Annotated in this window: 14 protein-coding genes; 12 read left to right on the top strand and 2 right to left on the bottom strand. The window is 39.0% G+C overall.

Annotated features, from left to right (window positions below; genetic code table 11):
• The first annotated feature begins 185 nt into the window (after positions 1–185).
• From lepA to pdxJ, 6 genes are read left to right on the top strand one after another with little or no spacing between them, the layout of a single operon-like run.
• Positions 186–1,973 carry a translation elongation factor 4 gene (gene lepA / locus I6F47_RS00985; RefSeq protein WP_007581724.1) on the top strand — a complete coding sequence of 596 codons (1,788 nt, stop codon included), beginning with the start codon at positions 186–188 and terminating at the stop codon, positions 1,971–1,973.
• A 16-nt stretch (positions 1,974–1,989) separates the two neighbouring features.
• Complete coding sequence (gene lepB, locus I6F47_RS00980; protein ID WP_024589998.1) at positions 1,990–2,925, top strand: signal peptidase I; 936 nt, start codon at positions 1,990–1,992, stop codon at positions 2,923–2,925.
• A 2-nt stretch (positions 2,926–2,927) separates the two neighbouring features.
• Positions 2,928–3,605, top strand: a complete 678-nt coding sequence (gene rnc / locus I6F47_RS00975) for a ribonuclease III (RefSeq protein ID WP_007581728.1) — start codon at positions 2,928–2,930, stop codon at positions 3,603–3,605.
• Positions 3,595–4,527: a GTPase Era gene (gene era / locus I6F47_RS00970; protein ID WP_007581730.1), complete on the top strand. Its 933-nt coding sequence runs from the start codon at positions 3,595–3,597 to the stop codon at positions 4,525–4,527. The genes rnc and era overlap by 11 nt, the downstream gene beginning before the upstream one ends.
• A 20-nt stretch (positions 4,528–4,547) precedes the next feature.
• Positions 4,548–5,240: a DNA repair protein RecO gene (gene recO, locus I6F47_RS00965; protein WP_007581733.1), complete on the top strand. Its 693-nt coding sequence runs from the start codon at positions 4,548–4,550 to the stop codon at positions 5,238–5,240.
• A gap of 22 nt (positions 5,241–5,262) precedes the next feature.
• Complete coding sequence (pdxJ, locus tag I6F47_RS00960) at positions 5,263–5,994, top strand: pyridoxine 5'-phosphate synthase (RefSeq protein WP_007581734.1); 732 nt, start codon at positions 5,263–5,265, stop codon at positions 5,992–5,994.
• Positions 5,995–6,076: 82 nt separating this feature from the next.
• Here pdxJ and barA read toward each other — a convergent pair whose 3' ends face one another.
• Positions 6,077–8,851 carry a two-component sensor histidine kinase BarA gene (gene barA, locus I6F47_RS00955; RefSeq protein WP_197183167.1) on the bottom strand — a complete coding sequence of 925 codons (2,775 nt, stop codon included), beginning with the start codon at positions 8,849–8,851 and terminating at the stop codon, positions 6,077–6,079.
• Between the two features lie 109 nt (positions 8,852–8,960).
• Here barA and rlmD point away from each other — a divergent pair, with 109 nt between their 5' ends.
• The 5 genes from rlmD (at position 8,961) to eno (ending at position 16,459) form a co-directional block, all read left to right on the top strand.
• Positions 8,961–10,286: a 23S rRNA (uracil(1939)-C(5))-methyltransferase RlmD gene (gene rlmD, locus I6F47_RS00950; RefSeq protein ID WP_121953493.1), complete on the top strand. Its 1,326-nt coding sequence runs from the start codon at positions 8,961–8,963 to the stop codon at positions 10,284–10,286.
• Between the two features lie 8 nt (positions 10,287–10,294).
• Entirely contained in the window at positions 10,295–12,451 is a 2,157-nt protein-coding gene (relA, locus tag I6F47_RS00945) for a GTP diphosphokinase (RefSeq protein WP_010553214.1), read from the top strand.
• A gap of 2 nt (positions 12,452–12,453) precedes the next feature.
• Positions 12,454–13,251, top strand: a complete 798-nt coding sequence (gene mazG, locus I6F47_RS00940) for a nucleoside triphosphate pyrophosphohydrolase (protein WP_197183166.1) — start codon at positions 12,454–12,456, stop codon at positions 13,249–13,251.
• 162 nt (positions 13,252–13,413) lie between these two features.
• Positions 13,414–15,048 (top strand): CTP synthase, encoded by a 1,635-nt coding sequence (locus tag I6F47_RS00935; protein ID WP_169044253.1) that lies wholly within the window; start codon positions 13,414–13,416, stop codon positions 15,046–15,048.
• Between the two features lie 112 nt (positions 15,049–15,160).
• Positions 15,161–16,459 (top strand): phosphopyruvate hydratase, encoded by a 1,299-nt coding sequence (eno, locus tag I6F47_RS00930; protein WP_121953496.1) that lies wholly within the window; start codon positions 15,161–15,163, stop codon positions 16,457–16,459.
• Positions 16,460–16,648: 189 nt separating this feature from the next.
• Here the strand turns inward: eno and mutH are convergent, their stop codons facing one another.
• Positions 16,649–17,320: a DNA mismatch repair endonuclease MutH gene (gene mutH / locus I6F47_RS00925; RefSeq protein ID WP_010553218.1), complete on the bottom strand. Its 672-nt coding sequence runs from the start codon at positions 17,318–17,320 to the stop codon at positions 16,649–16,651.
• 680 nt (positions 17,321–18,000) lie between these two features.
• On the opposite strand from mutH, the gene rppH reads away from it, so the two are divergent.
• Positions 18,001–18,519, top strand: coding sequence for an RNA pyrophosphohydrolase (gene rppH, locus I6F47_RS00920; RefSeq protein WP_002958704.1), 519 nt, complete (start codon positions 18,001–18,003; stop codon positions 18,517–18,519).
• The last annotated feature ends 3 nt before the right edge of the window (positions 18,520–18,522 follow it).

The raw sequence follows: 18,522 nt of genomic DNA, 5'->3' as shown, positions 1-18,522 counted from the left end.
TTATGTAAGTTAAATAAATTTAACTTATTGTTATTCAATAAATAAAATGGTTTTAATCAATATTAAAAAGCATTCGTGATGTTTGTAATTTACAAACTGAGCTTATGGCATCCTACAGCAAGTATTTTCAAGTCACTTAGGTATTCATATTTAGTCCATTAAAATAGAAGTATAGAATCCAGTTTATGAAGCATATCCGTAATTTTTCGATCATCGCCCATATTGACCATGGTAAATCGACCCTTTCAGATCGTTTGATCCAAGTTTGTGGCGGTTTAACCGACCGTGAAATGCAAAAACAAGTTTTGGATTCAATGGATATTGAGCGCGAACGTGGTATTACCATTAAAGCGCAAAGTGTAACGTTGAATTACAAAGCGAACGATGGCGAAACTTATCAACTTAATTTCATTGATACTCCAGGACACGTTGATTTTACATATGAAGTATCGCGTTCTTTAGCTGCATGTGAAGGTGCACTACTCGTTGTCGATGCAGGCCAAGGCGTTGAAGCACAAACATTAGCTAACTGTTACACCGCTATTGAAATGGAATTAGAAGTAATTCCAGTACTTAACAAAATCGATTTACCGCAAGCGGATCCTTTGCGCGTTGCAGAAGAAATTGAAGAAATTATTGGTATTGATGCCCTTGATGCAGTGCAATGTAGCGCTAAAACGGGTGTAGGTATTGCCGAAGTTCTTGAAATGATTGTTAGAGATGTTCCGCCGCCAGTAGGCGATACAGATGGACCTCTACAAGCACTTATTATCGATTCTTGGTTTGACCCATACCAAGGCGTTGTATCATTAGTGCGTATTAAGCACGGTGAATTACGCACTGGCGACAAAATAAAAATAATGTCGAATGAGCATATACATACTGCCGACCAAGTGGGTGTGTTTACACCTAAGCAAACTAACACCGGTATTTTAAGAACCGGTGAAGTAGGGTTTGTTATTGCTGGCATCAAAGAGATACATGGTGCGCCAGTAGGCGATACTATAACTCATCAAAAAAATGCGGCTCCACTTCGTTTACCTGGTTTTCAAAAAATTAAGCCTCAGGTTTATGCAGGTATGTTCCCAATTGCATCTGATGAGTATGAATCATTCCGTGATGCGCTTAATAAATTAAGCTTAAACGATGCGTCGTTATTCTTTGAACCAGAGAATTCAACTGCATTAGGTTTTGGTTTCCGCTGTGGCTTTTTAGGTATGCTACACATGGAAATCATTCAAGAGCGTTTAGAGCGTGAATACGATATTGATTTAATTACAACGGCACCTACGGTAATCTATGAGATAGTTACTAAAGAAGGTACATTCCAGATTGATAACCCGTCTGATTTACCTGCAGTAAACGATATTTTAGAAATTCGTGAGCCGATTGTTGAAGCTAATATTTTGGTACCACAAGAATACTTAGGTAATGTTATTACTTTGTGTATTGAAAAACGCGGTAGCCAAACAAAAATGACCTATCACGGAAAGCAAGTAGCTGTTACGTATGAGCTACCTATGGCTGAAGTGGTAATGGACTTTTTTGATAAATTAAAATCAACAAGCCGTGGTTTTGCATCGCTTGATTATAACTTTAAACACTTTCAAACATCAGATATGGTGCGTGTTGATATTTTAATCAATAGTGAGCGTGTTGACGCACTTGCGATTATTGTTCACCGTGATGGTGCTCAGTCTCGTGGTCGCCAATTAGCTGATGCATTAAAAGAGCTTATTCCTCGTCAAATGTTTGATATTGCGATTCAAGCAGCGATTGGACAACACGTTATTGCACGTACTACGGTAAAACAGTTACGTAAAAACGTAATTGCTAAGTGTTACGGTGGCGATGTGAGTCGTAAGAAAAAGCTACTTAAAAAGCAAAAAGATGGTAAAAAACGTATGAAGCAAGTAGGTAATGTTGAAGTGCCTCAAGAAGCGTTTTTAGCTATTTTAAAAGTTGGTAAATAAAAACAAAGGATTATAAATGGCTGGTTATTTTTCAGTTTTATTGGTGCTATTAACCTTAGGCTCAGGCTTAATATGGTTAATAGATCACTTAATGTATGCACCTAAAAGACAGGAACGCTTAGCGATAGCGCAAACGTCTGCTGGAGCTCCGTTAGATGAAGAAACTGCGGCATTAATTGCACCAGAACCAGTACTAACAGAAACAGCAAAGTCGATTTTCCCGATGATTGCAGCAATTACTATTTTTAGATCATTTATTTTTGAACCGTTTCAAATTCCATCTGGTTCAATGATGCCTACACTGTTAGTGGGTGACTTTATTTTAGTACAAAAGTATTCATATGGAATAAAAGACCCAGTTTGGCGCACTCAGTTAGTTGATGTCGGTGAGCCTGAACGTGGTGATATTGTTGTTTTTAAATACCCTTTAGATGAAAGTGTTGACTATATTAAACGTACGATTGGTTTACCTGGCGATAAAATTGTTTATCGTGATAAACGTTTATATATTCAGCCAAACTGTAAAGAAGGCGAAACCCAACAGGGTGAGCTTTTATGTAATGAATTCAATAAAATTGATTTTAAACTAATTAATGATAACGAATTTAAACAAGGCCCAATGCCTCTAGCTCGTGTGAATGAAAATTTAACAACAGTTACGCATGATATATTAATCAACCCACAAGCGCCTGAAAGAAAAGGGCGTTACTATCAGCAACCGGGCACGCCTTCTGATGAATGGACTGTTCCTGCTGATCATTATTTTATGATGGGTGATAACCGCGACAACAGCCAAGATGGTCGCTTTTGGGGCTTTGTACCAAAAGAAAACTTGGTGGGTAAAGCTGTCTTTATATGGATGAGTTTTGAATTTGAGAATGGCCCTGATGATATTTTACCAGGATGGGTTCCAACTGGTGTTCGCTTTGAACGCCTAGGTAATATTCAGTAACGATGAAAAAAAATGTAACAGAATTATATAAAAAAATTGGCTATGAATTCGCTGATCAAGGTTTACTTGAACAAGCAATGACGCACCGCAGCCACAAAGGCCAACATAATGAGCGACTAGAATTTTTAGGCGACTCGATTTTAAGCTTTGTGATTGCCAATGCACTTTATGCCAAATTCCCTAAAGCGCGTGAAGGCGATTTAAGCCGCATGCGCTCAACACTTGTGCGTGGTCAAACACTTGCTGAGTTTGGTCTTGAATTTGGTCTAGGCGATTATTTACGCTTAGGGCCGGGCGAGCTTAAAAGTGGCGGCTTTCGTCGCGAGTCAACGCTTGCTGATGCAGTAGAAGCTATTATAGGCGCTGCATTTTTAGATTCAGGTATCGACAGTTGTGGCGATCTTATATTGGCGTGGTACCAATCACGTTTGGATGCTATTTCACCAGGGCTTAACCAGAAAGATCCTAAAACCCTGCTGCAAGAGTATTTACAAGCCCGTAAATTATCGTTACCGGGCTACACAGTGGTTGATACACAAGGCCAAGCACACAATCAAACATTCACGGTTGAATGTATTGTTGATGGAATGGATAGCATAATTTCTGTTGGTAGCTCGCGCCGTAAGGCCGAACAAAAAGCTGCTGAAAAAGCATTGAAGATACTTAAAAATGAACCTTGATACCTTAATACAGCCTCATGAACGTGATGTAGATACATTTTGTGGAATGGTGGCGATTGTCGGTCGACCAAACGTAGGTAAATCGACTTTGCTTAATGAAATCATTGAGCAAAAAGTGAGTATTACCTCACGTAAACCACAAACTACACGTCATCGTATTATGGGTATTCATACCGTAGATAAACACCAAGCGGTATACATAGATACACCGGGTCTACACGTTGAAGAAAAGCGTGCTATTAACCGTTTAATGAATCGAGCAGCGTCTAGTTCTATCGGCGATGTAGAGCTTATTATTTTTGTCGTTGAAGGCACTCATTGGAATGCAGATGACGATATGGTACTTAATAAAGTATCGCAAAGTGGTAAGCCTGTATTATTAGTTATTAATAAAATTGACCAAGTTAAAGACCGTGATCTTGTATTGCCTCACATGAAGTGGTTAAGTGACAAGTTTGATTTTGTTGGAATTATGCCAGTATCAGCAACGCAAGGTAAAAACGTTGATTTAATCAAAGCAGAAGTAACTAAACGCTTACCTCCTTGCGAATTTTACTTTCCTGAAGATTATGTAACTGACCGTTCGATGCGCTTTATGGCAGCTGAAGTTATCCGTGAAAAGCTAATGCGTTTTATGGGTGAAGAACTACCGTATTCTGTGACTGTTGAAATTGAGCAGTTTAAATGGCAAGACAACGGTATTTGGCACATCAATGGGTTAATTCTTGTTGAGCGCGAAACACAAAAACGCATGGTTATTGGTAATAAAGGCGAAAAGCTAAAAACCATTGGCCGTGAAGCTCGTAAAGACATAGAAGAAATGCTTGATAACAAAGTATTTTTAGAGCTTTGGGTTAAAGTTAAGTCGGGTTGGGCTGATGATGAACGTGCACTAAGAAGCTTAGGTTACAGTGAAGACTAAACCAAGCAGTAGCTTAGTGAATGGATAGCGACTTCTACACCGCGTATTTATTACATCGGCGTCCTTATAGTGACTCCCAAGTAATGTTAGATATGCTTGTAGAAGGCGTTGGCCAGTTAAGAATGCTGGCCCGAATTAGTGGTCGCCAGGCCACTAAACATAAAGCACAACTTCAGCCGTTCCAGGCACTCCTTGTTAATTACAGTGGCAAGTACGATTTAAAATATATCAATAAGTTTGAACTGCATGGTAACCCGCACTTTTTAAAAGGTGATGAGCTTTATTGTGGTTTTTATTTGAACGAACTGACTAACCGCATCGTTCCTGTTAATGAGCCAATTGAACAAGTATTTGAGCTATATAAATCCCACCTAGGAAACCTAAACAGCGGAGCCAATTTACAAGAAGTGCTTCGCTCGTACGAATTTCAATTATTGGAATTACTCGGTTATGGCGTGGATTTTAGTTTTGATGCTAGTGGTGAACCAATAGATGAAAAGCAGACGTATAGTTATTTCCCCGAACTTGGTTTTTTAGTACAAGAAGATACGCGTTCTGGATTTAGTGGCAAACAACTCAACGCCATAGCAAATCATGACTTTAGCCAAAGTGATGTGCTATATATGGCAAAGCAATTAAGTCGCTATTTATTAAAACCCTTATTAGGTAGTAAACCATTAAAAAGCCGTGAGCTATTTATGGCCTCTCAATAAACGTAATTTTACAGGTAAGAAAATGAAAGATATTCTTTTGGGTGTAAACGTAGATCATATTGCAACACTTCGTCAAGCGCGTGGAACAAGTTACCCAGATCCAGCGCATGCAGCCAGTGTAGCAGAGCATGCAGGCGCAGACGGTATTACGATTCACTTACGTGAAGACAGACGCCATATTCAAGATCGCGACGTTTATGTGATGGCTAAAACTATCCAAACTCGCATGAATCTTGAAACCGCTGTTACCGATGAAATGATACAGATAGCGCTTGAAGTAAAACCCGAGTACGTGTGTTTAGTACCTGAAAAGCGCGAAGAGTTAACCACCGAGGGCGGCTTAGATGTAGCGGGTAATATAGATAAAATTAAAGCCGCAACAAAAACGCTTACCGACGCGGGTATTAAAGTATCGCTATTTATTGATGCAGATAAAGCACAATTAGATGCAGCTAAAGAATGTGGTGCTCCTTATGTAGAAATACACACAGGCGCGTATGCTGATGCAACAAATGATACTGATTTACACAAAGAGTTAGAGCATATTCGTGAAGGTGTTAAATACGCAGCAAGCTTAGGTTTGATTGTTAACGCTGGCCATGGTCTTCATTACCATAACGTTAAACCCATTGCCGCGATGCCTGAGATTTATGAGCTAAATATTGGCCACGCTATTATTGCTCGTGCAGCGATAGATGGGCTCGATAAAGCCGTACGCGACATGAAACGATTAATGATTGAAGCAAGAATGTAATACGAATCTACATAAGTATTTAAAAAGCTTAATTAAAAAAACGCGGTTAATGCCGCGTTTTTTTGTATCTAAAATTCAAAGCTTATCTTTGTAGCTCAGTTACGCTTGCATCAGCAAGTAAGTTTTCAAGCTCGTCCTGTAACTCAAATAATTCAGGTTCAATATTCTCTAACAAGCATTTATTTTTAAGTGATGTTTCAATTGTTTCTGCGAGTGATTTAAGTTTTGGTACACCAGTGTAACAACATGCGCCATGAAACTTGTGGACAATACTTAGGACTTGCTGACAATCATCGGTCTCTATCGCTTTTGCAAGCAATGTAAGAGTTTCAGGGACGCTTAGAAGTAGCATATTAAGCATCTCTAGCGCTAACTCGCTCTTTCCTCCAGCACGCTGCAGGGCTTGTGCCCAATCAATTCGACTACTTTGAAATGGAGCCGGGCTTTGTGGTGTATCTGTTTTAGCTTTATCGCGATTAACCGGGGTCTGTGGACTATGATCGCTAATAATTTGTTTAAGCATATCTTCATCAATAGGCTTAGTTAAATAGCCTTTAAAGCCATCTTTTAGTAGTTGCTCTTTTTCGCTTTGAAGGGCGTGTGCCGTTACAGCTATAATTGGTGTATCTTCATTAAGTGATGATTCTTGTATAAGCTTGCATGCGGTTATACCGTCCATAATTGGCATCTGAATATCCATAAAAATTATGTCGTATTTATGACTTTTACTTAAGCTGTATGCTTGTGAACCATTATGTGCCGTTTCAATTACTTCAATCTGCTCACTTAATAAAGTATGGAGAAGTTTTAAGTTGGCATCGTTATCATCAACAACCAATACTTTTAACGGCAGCAAAGCTTGATCGTTTTGTTCAATATTATGAGTAGGGTGGTCAAGCCTGTAAGGTGCGGCAAGTACTTCACATAACTTACGGTGATTAAGTGGTTTACTTAAACACGCATCAGCACCGCTGCCTATAAAGGCTTCTCGCATATTGTGCGATACTGTATTAAGCATTAAGTATAAGTAGTCTGTAGATTCACGCACGGCTTTTACATAGCTTTTTAGTTGCTGCATATCATCAACTGATGCCATATGGCCAATTAAGCAAACATCATATTTATGTTCAGTATTTTTTATAGCGTCTAAAAAGCTAGTCTCATTAAAACATGCCGTTACGCTTGATTCCCACTGAGTCAATAACGAAAGTACAGCGTGATGTGTATGCTCGTGTGGCTCTAAATACAAAATACGTTTACCAATGAGCGATTTAGTCGGTAAGTCGTTAGTAAATACATGATTGGGCAAACTAAATACACTATTGAATGTAAAACAGGTACCGTTACCTGGTGCAGAGTTTAATGTTATGCGGCCATTCATCGCTTCAACAATATGCTTGGTAATAATGAGGCCAAGACCTGTACCACCAAACTTACGTGTAATGCTTGAGTCTGCTTGCCCAAATGGAGTAAATAAAGAGTCTTGCTTATCCATAGGTATACCCACGCCAGTATCTGTTACTGACACAAGTAAAGAAGTACGTTCGTCATCGAGTAACCGATGGCTTATGTCGACCTTAATGGAGCCTTTTTCAGTAAATTTAATCGCATTACTTAATAGGTTTATCAGCACTTGTTTAAAGCGAGTGGGATCGCCCGTTAAGTCATCTGGTACTTGTTGGTTAATGTAAATGGATAGCTCTAATTGCTTATCGTGTGCGCTAGGAGCGAGTAGTGTCATCACTTCATTTACAGCATCACGAAGTTGAAACTGAATCGACTCAAGTTCCATTGCACCCGCTTCTAGTTTGGAGAAATCTAGAATGTCGCTAATAATAGTCATTAAACTATTTGCTGATAGCATAATAGTATCGAGATAATCTTTTTGATGTTTATTCAGCGGTGTTTTATAAAGCTGGCGTGTAAATCCAATAACACCATTTAACGGAGTACGAAGTTCGTGACTCATTTTAGCTAAAAAGTCTGATTTTACGCGGTTAGCATCTTGAGCTTCTTTTTTTGCAAATGAGAGCTCTATATTTGAAGTTTCGTATTGCTCTAGTGTTTCGCGGTAGTCGCTAGTTGCTTGGTCAATATTTTTTTGCATTTCATCTTTTTGCATCACCATAGTGTGAGCAATGGTATTTAAGCCTTCTCGCAATAGCTCAAATTCACCTATCATGTTGTCGTTAAGGCCAGTACTTCTTTTACCTTCGACTAACTTGTCGGTTGCAAGTACTAACTTATTAAGCGGCGTCATAAACATGCGGCTTAACCTTAAAGCTAAAATTGCTGCAAATACCAATGATAAAATAATTACAATACCGCTAATTAATAAAGCACGTTGCTGCCCTATAACAGCTTGGTCTTTGTTTAGCTGTATAATAACGGTGCCCAGAGATGACTGAAAAGCAGATGGATCCCATTTAGAGTCGTGACTTGTATGGTTAATAATGGGTGTGAAGAATGTAACAAGCTCATCTGACTTTTGCACGTGGGTCGTTTTTAAATTTATGAGCGTCTTTTGATTAATTAACTTTTCAAATGAGCGGTGATAATTACTCGTCATTAATAGCGCATTATTTTTATCAAAAATTGCAATCGACTTAATTGTAGGGGAGTGCTTGTTATGTGTGTAGCTTATAAGGCGATTCAATAGCTGTTTGTTTTTTTCGAGCATGGGTTGCTCAAGCGCAATAGCAAGGGGCTCAGAAATAGTAGTACCTTGCTGATATAAAATTTCATCAAGCTCAATGTAACGATTTATTGTAAAATAGCCACCAAGTAGTAATCCTATGATCACCGTTGGGATCAGGGTCAGTGTTAAAACAGAATCGCGTAAGCCTAATTTGGTCATAATGGGAGCGTTTTATCGTTATTAGTATGATTTGAGTATATACGGTTCAACACGCATTCTAAAGCATCTAAATATAGGTGCTTCATAAATAAACTGAAGGTAATGCCTAATGGCGCAAATTTTTAAAGCGAAAAAAAAACCGCTTAAGCAACAAACATTAGAATTAAATATAACGGGAATGGATCATCAAGGGCGTGGCATTGCTAAGCATAATAATAAAGTATGCTTTGTAAGCGGTGCATTACCAAATGAAACAGTTAAAGCAATGCTCGTCGAAGATAAAGCTAAATACAGCAGTGCAAAAGTAATTAAAGTTATTAAAGCGAGTGAATCAAGAGTAGACGCTTTTTGTGAGCACTATAATCAGTGTGGTGGCTGCCAATTACAGCATTTAGAAGTAAGCCAACAAGTTGTAGAAAAACAAACTGCAGTTACTCAGCTATTTAGTAAGTTTGCTAAATTAAACAGCTTAAACTGGCAAGCTCCATTATTAAGTAAGTCTGTGCATTACAGGCGCAGCGCTCGCATAGCCGTTATGTTTGATAAAGCAGCAAAAAAAATGCGTGTGGGTTACAGAGCCAGTGGTTCAAAAAATATTGTCAGTATTAATAAATGTGCAGTACTTGATGAAGTATTTGCAGATGTTTTTACACTTTTTGATGGTTTAATTAATCAACACAAAGCGCTGCACAGTATAAGCCATTTACAGTTATGCCAAAGTGATGAGAAAAACTTTGTTGTTATTCGTCACACTAAAGCAATTAACGATGATACAAAGGCTTTGGTTGAGCACATAACAAAAAGCCAACAGTTTGAAGTTGTATGGCAAAGCGAGAGCGATGTAATTGAGCATTCACACTTAGCCATGCCGTTTTATTATCTTAAAGAGTTTGATCTAAAATTTGAATTTGGTTTAGGTAATTTTATTCAGGTAAATGCGCAAGTTAACGAAGCTATGTTAAAGCAAGCCGCAAATTGGCTTGATTTAAAAGGTGATGAAAATTTATTGGATTTATTTTGTGGCATTGGTAATTTCTCATTAGTGTTGGCAAAACAAGCAAAATCTGTAATTGGCGTAGAAGGTGTGACTTCAGCGGTTGCAATGGCTGCTCAAAATGCGCAAACTAACTCTATTACCAATGCGCAGTTTCATTGCTTTGATTTAACGCAAAGCATACAGAGCGCCCCATGGTTTAGTAAAAACTTAGATGTGCTTGTACTCGATCCATCTAGGACTGGTGCAATGGCTGTATTAGAGCAATTATCTTTAAAGCAGTTTAAAACTATTTTATATGTCTCTTGTGACCCTGTTACTTTAGCCCGTGACAGCGCAATTATTTCACAAGCTGGCTTTGATCTTAATAAAATTGGGCTAATGAATATGTTCCCTCATACAGGGCATATTGAAACTATGGCGTTATTTCAACGGAGGTAGAACGCATTATGGTAGCTACACGACAATCACATCAACAAGATGAGACAACAGATTTTAGCACTCGGCTTTCATTTCTTGCCTTGTCTGAAGAAAAAACAGAGCTACTTACTAAAGCGCAAGCGCTCTGCGTAAAATGTGATAATGAAAGCAGGCAAACTACTGCAATCGAAATGGTTGAAATTTTAGCTGAGCTAAATCTCGACCCCGAATCGTTAGCTACTGCGTATTTAACCCCGTATTTTTTAAACGATTTAATATCACTAGAAACCATAGAAGAGCAGCTTGGTAGTAATATAGCCATGCTGTTAACTGGGGTTGCACAAATGGCCACTATTAGTACTTTATCGCATCAAGGTAAAGGAACTATGCAAGTTGATAATATTCGAAAAATGTTATTAACCATGGTTGAAGATGTGCGCGCCGTGGTCATTAAGCTTGCCGAGCAGGTATGTCATTTACGTAATGTAAAAAATGCGGATGAAGAAGACCGCGTCATTGCCGCTAAAGAAACGGCTGATATTTTTGCGCCATTGGCAAACAGATTAGGAATAGGGCAATTAAAGTGGGAACTGGAAGATTTATCGTTTAGATATTTGCACCCAGGCACCTATAAAAGCATAGCCAAACAACTTGACGACAAACGTCTTACGCGCGAAGCCTATATGGAAGATATGGTTGAGCAAGTAAAAAACCGTTTAAGTGAAGCGGGCATAGAGGCCCAAGTTTATGGCCGCCCCAAGCACATTTACAGCATTTATAAAAAAATGCAGCAAAAAAACTACGAGTTTGATCAGCTTTTTGATATTCGTGCAATGCGTATCGTTGTTGAACGCCTACAAGATTGTTATGGAGCGCTGGGTATTGTGCACACCAATTGGCGTCATCTTAATAAAGAGTTTGACGACTATGTAGCAACCCCAAAACAAAACGGCTATCAGTCAATCCATACCGTAGTATTTGGGCCTGAAGGTAAAACAGTAGAAATACAAATTCGTACCAGCGATATGCATCAAGATGCTGAGTTGGGTGTGGCTGCACACTGGATGTACAAAGAAGGTGCATTACCGGGACGCGGCTCGGGTTATGAGCAAAAAATTAGCTGGTTGCGTAAGTTACTTCAATGGCAAGAAGAAGTGGTTGATGGTGGCGATTTAGCAGAAGAGCTTAAAAACCAAGTAGTAGAAGACCGCGTATACATATTTACCCCAAGCGGCGATATTATCGATTTACCACTTGGCGCTACACCACTTGATTTTGCTTACTACATTCACTCAAATGTAGGGCATCGTTGTATTGGCGCAAAAATTTTCGGCAAAATAGTGCCGTTCACGCATCAACTTACAACTGGGGATCAGGTAGAAATACTGACCCAAAAACAACCAAATCCAAGTCGTGATTGGTTAAACCCGTCATTAGGATACATTAAGTCATCGCGCGCTAGAGCCAAAATTCATCACTGGTTTAAACAGCTCGACCGCGACAAAAACTTAAGTGCGGGGAAAGAAATTCTCGACAGTGAATTACAAAAGCTTAATTTAACATACAAAGATTTAGAGCCAGCCATCAAGCGTTTTAACTTTAAAGAACTTGATGACTTAATGGTTGCAATTGGTGCGGGCGATGTACGCCTCAATCAAATGCTTAACTTTGTAAGTGATCGGACAGAAGATGAACCGGTTATTCGTATTAAAGCGCCTAGCAAAGTAACCGGTGACAAAAACGGCATAGTGGTTGATGGCGTTGGTAGCTTAATGAGCCATGTAGCAAAATGCTGTCGTCCTGTCCCTGGCGATGAAATAATAGGTTATATAACGCAAGGTCGAGGGATAGGTGTTCATAAGGAAGACTGTGATTCGTTTAATAACTTAAAAAATCAGCATCCAGAGCGTGTTATTTCGGTAAGTTGGTCTGATGATATCAACGGCTCGTACGCACTAAGTATTAAAATAGAAGCAACCGATCGTTCAGGGTTAATACGCGATATAAGCTCAGTACTTGCTAACGAAAAAGTAAATGTTTTAAACATGAACGTAAATACGGTTGAAGATAATCAGTTAGCTATATTTACGATGCAAATAGAAGTACATGACTTATCGGGTACTAACCGTGTTCTTTCTAAGTTACACCAAATTGAAGGTGTACACGATGCCAAGCGTGGTCATTAATCATGAATGATAATGCAGCGCTTACACAACTTCTTAGCATAATGAAAACACTGCGAGATCCCAAGGGCGGTTGCCCGTGGGATCTTAAACAAGATTTTAAATCTATTGTGCCGCATACACTAGAGGAAGCATACGAAGTTGCCGATTGTATTGAGTCAGGCAAGTTAGGTGAGCTTAAAGGTGAACTGGGTGATTTGTTATTTCAAATTATTTTTTATGCGCAGCTTGCACAAGAGCAAAATCTATTTGATTTTAATGATCTAGTAGAGCAATTAAACGATAAGCTTACACGTCGTCACCCGCATGTATTTGGCGATAAAAAAGAGCTAACAGACGATCAATTATCGCAACAGTGGCAAGCAATCAAAGCACAAGAACGCAGTGCTAGAGCGCAAACAGAATCACCTTCTTTTTGGCAAGATATTCCTGCCAATATGCCAAGCTTAAGTAAAGCTAAAAAAATTCAACAACGCGTTGCCGCACTTGGTTTCGATTGGCCAACGTATCACGGTGCACTTGATAAAGTGAGCGAAGAAGTGCTTGAAGTAAAAGAAGCGATTGAGCAAGACCCGTTATCTGATCATACAGCGGAAGAGCTCGGCGACTTACTTTTTGCCACTGTTAATGTTGTACGCCATGTTAAACGAGATCCCGAACAACTGCTTCGTAGCGCTAATGATAAGTTTTCAGCGCGTTTTGAAAAGGTAAACGCCTATTTGCATGCGCAAGGTAAAAGCTTAGATACAGCCACCTTTGAAGAGATGGATAGTGCGTGGGATGCGATTAAAAAAGTAAAATAGGCTTAATGTTAAATAATGCACATTTTTTGTGCGCGCATTAGCTAATTTTAGCTGGATTGATAAGCAGTGTTTTGGTACAATTTCGCCCCGTCTTGATGATATACCCTTAGGCTCTTCTTTGGGTGTTATATTCCTTTTAATTCCTGATATTCTAGGGTTCGCATGAGTACAAAATTTATCTTCGTTACTGGCGGAGTTGTTTCTTCGTTGGGTAAAGGTATTGCCGCAGCTTCACTGGCCGCTATTTTAGAAGCCCGTGGTTTAAATGTTACCATTTTAAAGCTGGATCCTTACATCAACGTTGACCCAGGCACAATGAGCCCAATTCAACACGGTGAAGTTTACGTTACAGAAGACGGCGCAGAAACTGACCTTGATTTAGGTCACTACGAGCGTTTTATTCGTACCAAAATGACTAGTCGTAATAACTTCACACAAGGCCGTGTATATGAAGACGTATTACGTCGTGAGCGCCGTGGTGAATACCTAGGCGCTACTATTCAGGTTATTCCACATATCACTAACGATATTAAGCAACGTGTATACGACGGTGCTGAAGGTTATGATATTGCTATTGTAGAAATTGGCGGCACTGTAGGTGATATAGAATCACAACCGTTTATTGAAGCAATTCGTCAGATGGGAACTGAAATTGGCCGCGAACGCGCGCTATTTATTCACTTAACGTTAGTGCCATTTTTAGGCCCTGCAGGTGAAGTTAAAACAAAACCAACCCAGCACTCTGTTAAAGAGTTACGCTCAGTAGGTATTCAGCCAGATATTCTTATTTGTCGTTCAGACCGTAAACTACCTAATAATGAGCGTGCAAAAATCTCATTATTCACAAACGTAGAAGAAAAAGCGGTTATTTCATTACCTGACGTAGACAGCATTTATAAAATTCCAGCGCTATTAAAAACGCAAGAATTAGATAACTTCGTATGTCGTCGTTTTCACTTAGATCCACCAGAAGCTGATTTAGCTGAGTGGGAACAAGTACTTTATCAAGAGTCTAACCCAACGGGTGAAGTGACAATTGGTATGGTTGGTAAATACACTGAATTACCAGATGCGTACAAATCGGTTAACGAAGCATTAAAGCATGCGGGCCTTAAAAACCGTTTAACAATTAATATTCAATACGTAGATTCACAAGATTTAGAAAGCAAAGGTGTTGAGCTGTTATCTAATTTAGACGCTATTTTAGTGCCAGGTGGATTTGGCGGACGTGGTGTTGAGGGTAAAATCTTAGCGGCTAAATACGCACGTGAAAATAAAGTACCATACCTAGGTATTTGTTTAGGTATGCAAGTAGCATTAATTGAATATGCACGTAATGTTGCAGGCTTAACGGATGCAAACTCTACAGAGTTTAATGCAAATTCAGAAGCGCCAGTAGTTGGCTTAATTACTGAATGGCTAGATGCAGAAGGTAATGTTGAAACACGTAGCGAAAAATCTGATTTAGGTGGCACTATGCGTTTAGGCGCACAAAAATGTCATTTAACGCCAGGTTCTAAAGTACGCGAAGTATATGGCAGCGACGAAATAGTTGAACGTCATCGTCATCGCTACGAAGTAAATAATAACTTTGTAGAAATACTTGAAAAAGCAGGCTTAAGCTTTACTGGTTTATCAGAAGATAAAAAACTGGTAGAAATTATCGAAAATAAAGATCACCCATGGTTTATTGCCGCGCAGTTCCACCCGGAATTCACGTCAACTCCACGTGATGGTCATCCGTTATTTGAAGGGTTTGTAGCAGCCGCGCATATCCACCAAAAAGCGAATTCGTAATTTTAAAAGCCGTGCATATTGCACGGCTTTTTTGTTTTAAGGGCTGACTAAGCTATATAAAACGTAGTAAAGTTAGCTGAACTCACCATTTTGGGAATATAGAGGAATCAAGATGTCAGAAATCGTAAAAGTAATCGGTCGCGAAATTATGGACTCGCGTGGTAACCCAACTGTTGAAGCAGACGTACATTTAGCAGATGGCTCTTGGGGTCGTGCAGCAGCACCTTCAGGCGCATCTACCGGTACTCGTGAAGCATTAGAGTTACGCGACGGTGATAAATCACGTTACTTAGGTAAAGGTGTATTAAAAGCAGTTGGTTATATCAATAACGAAATTGCTGATGCTTTAAAAGGCCAAAGTGCATTAAATCAAAGCGCTGTAGATAAAGTGATGCTAGATTTAGACGGTACCGAAAATAAAGAAAAATTAGGTGCAAACGCAATCTTAGCTGTATCACTAGCAACTGCGAAAGCAGCTGCACAGTCTAAAAAAGTTGAGCTTTATGAACATATCGCTGACTTAAACGGCACGCCAGGTGTTTACTCTATGCCACTCCCAATGATGAACATCATCAATGGTGGTGAACATGCAGATAACTCTGTAGATATTCAAGAATTCATGATCCAACCTGTTGGCGCTAAAAACTTCCGCGAAGGCCTACGTATGGGTGCTGAAGTATTCCATAGCCTTGCTAAAGTACTTAAAGCTGATGGTCATTCAACAGCGGTTGGCGATGAAGGTGGTTTTGCACCTAACCTTGCATCTAACGAAGCGGCTCTTGCTGCAATTAAAGTAGCTGTAGCAAACGCAGGTTACGAGCTAGGTAAAGATATTACTTTAGCGATGGATTGTGCTGCATCTGAGTTCTACGACAAAGAAGCAAACATCTACGACCTTAAGGGTGAAGGCAAAAAATTCACTTCTGAAGAATTTAACTTCTTCTTACAAGATCTTACTAATCAGTACCCAATCGTTTCTATTGAAGATGGTCTTGATGAGTCTGATTGGGATGGCTTTGCACATCAAACTAAACTAATGGGTGATAAAATCCAATTAGTAGGTGATGATTTATTTGTAACAAATACTAAGATTTTAAAACGTGGTATCGACAACGGTATTGCTAACTCAATCTTAATTAAGTTTAACCAAATCGGTTCTTTAACTGAAACTTTAGCTGCAATCAAAATGGCTAAAGATGCTGGTTTTACTGTTGTTATTTCTCACCGTTCTGGTGAAACTGAAGATTCAACAATTGCTGATTTAGCGGTTGGTACTGCTGCAGGTCAAATTAAAACAGGTTCATTGAGCCGTTCTGACCGTGTTGCAAAGTACAATCAATTACTACGTATTGAAGAGCAATTAGGTGATAAAGCACCGTACAACGGTCTTAAAGAAGTTAAAGGTCAGTAATTCTATTTTATATAGAATCTAATTTTTAATTTTAGATGATAAAATCCTCGCATAAGCGGGGATTTTTTATGCCTGATACTTTTTCAAAGAGATGAGAATAAGTTGTAGGGTTAAGCTTGCTGGCGCGCGCACAGAGCGAAAAGAGGGTACCCACAAAAATGGCTCAACAATTAATATTTTATAACACAGTTAAAGCTGAAACTGCTGTTTTAAAATATCACCTGTAAAACTGGTTTTTAAGTAAAAGCCACGGGGTAGGGTTTTAATTATTTGCCCATTTGGACCAATAGCATCAGTCACTATTTTACTATGAGCAGCTTTAGGGCGTATTTGCATCGCATCGCCTAAATGGCCTGATATTTCGTCGACTCTACCTAGTGCAATTAGCTCCATTTGCTCTTCCCAGTCGCGTTGTAATAAAGCGTCTTGTTCAAACGTGGGTTGCCACAAAAAGCCGCTGCCGATGGTTCTATCAAACGGGGCAATATCACGTTCGCTTAAAATTGGCAGCCATAAAACATGATTTAGTTTTTTACGTACAGAGCTGGTATGCCAAGTCATTCCTGTAACGTTCATTAAAGGTGTAACCGATACAAACGTAGTTTCAAGTGGCCTACCTTTATAGGAAATAGGGAGTGTTTTTAGCTCAATTCCTAAATCTTCAAAATCCGGAAGTGGTTTTGAGCCCGCAGTAGCACCTAATACATATTCAATTAACTGACCAGTCCAACCTTTCTCGCGCAGTAAATCATCTGGCGTTTTAAAATTATACTTGTTAGCAAGCTGCCCTAGAGTTAATCCGGCAATATTATTAACGCGTTGCATTAAATCGTTTATTGAGTGTGGTTTTGTAGGTCGCATGTCATGCCAATTTTAAAATATGAATATTATAGAGGTTTAATAACTCACTAACTACGTTGAAATTACTTATGCGGAGAAACTGCATATGATAGTTTTTTGTTATTGAGCTACTTTTTATTGCGATTATAAATGTCAATTCAACGTAATCAGTATTCTTAATTTCGGTTGTATAAATATCATAGCCATGATAGCAAATAGGCTAAGCCGTGGATATCTCTAGAGTTGTGTGTTTTTTGCTCGCTTGTTGTTTGGGTTAATTTTGAGCATATTGAAATTAAGCTGCTTTACTTTAAGTTACTGACTCAGTTGGTTTTTTTAATGTTGTACATTCAGTTTTGATTAAGCAATTTAAAAGTTGTAAGGATAAATACAACTATATGAACATGTTTATCCACAGAATCTGTGGAGAAGCCAAGTTTTTAGATCTAATATTGTGGATTTGTTTGCAAAATGAGCGTGTTTTACAAAAGTTATGCACAAACTGTGAGTAACTAGAGGAAAACAAGAACCGCAATAGCCTTGTTAAGTTATTTTCCAAATATTTACCCACTCTCCATAATTTATCAATGTACTAAAAGCTCAAACTTAGCTTACTAATCGGGTTGGGTATAATAGTATTTGCCGTATTGCGGCTAATGTGGAACAATCATTAAAAATCGACTTACAAATGAGGCACTAAGGTGATTGATGCCGAAGGTTTTCGTGCCAATGTCGGAATTGTGATTTGCAATAATCAGGGACAGGTTTTTTGGGCCAGACGTTATGGTCAACACTCTTGGCAATTTCCCCAAGGTGGTGTTGATGATGGCGAAACTGCAGAACAAACCATGTACCGTGAATTACACGAAGAAGTAGGGTTGCGACCAGAAGATGTAGAAATAGTCGCAAGCTCAAAACATTGGTTACGCTATAAATTACCCAAACGATTAATCCGCCGAGACTCTAGTCCGGTGTGTATTGGGCAAAAACAAAAATGGTTTTTACTAAAATTACGCTGTAAAGACGAAGATGTAAATTTACTTAAAACCCATCATCCTGAATTTGATGATTGGCGCTGGGTAAGTTATTGGTATCCTGTAAGACAGGTTGTATCGTTTAAACGGGATGTTTATCGACGTGTAATGAAAGAGTTTGCTCCTTTCGCCATGCCTTTTAATAAGAGAGAACAACATAAAGATCATTGGCGAAGTAAAAGGTAGTTA

Origin of the sequence: Pseudoalteromonas sp. NZS37 (genome assembly GCF_015864265.1) — a bacterium.
GTDB lineage: Bacteria > Pseudomonadota > Gammaproteobacteria > Enterobacterales > Alteromonadaceae > Pseudoalteromonas > Pseudoalteromonas arctica.
Note: the sequence above shows the minus strand (reverse complement) of the source record. Positions and strands in the feature narration are given on the sequence as shown.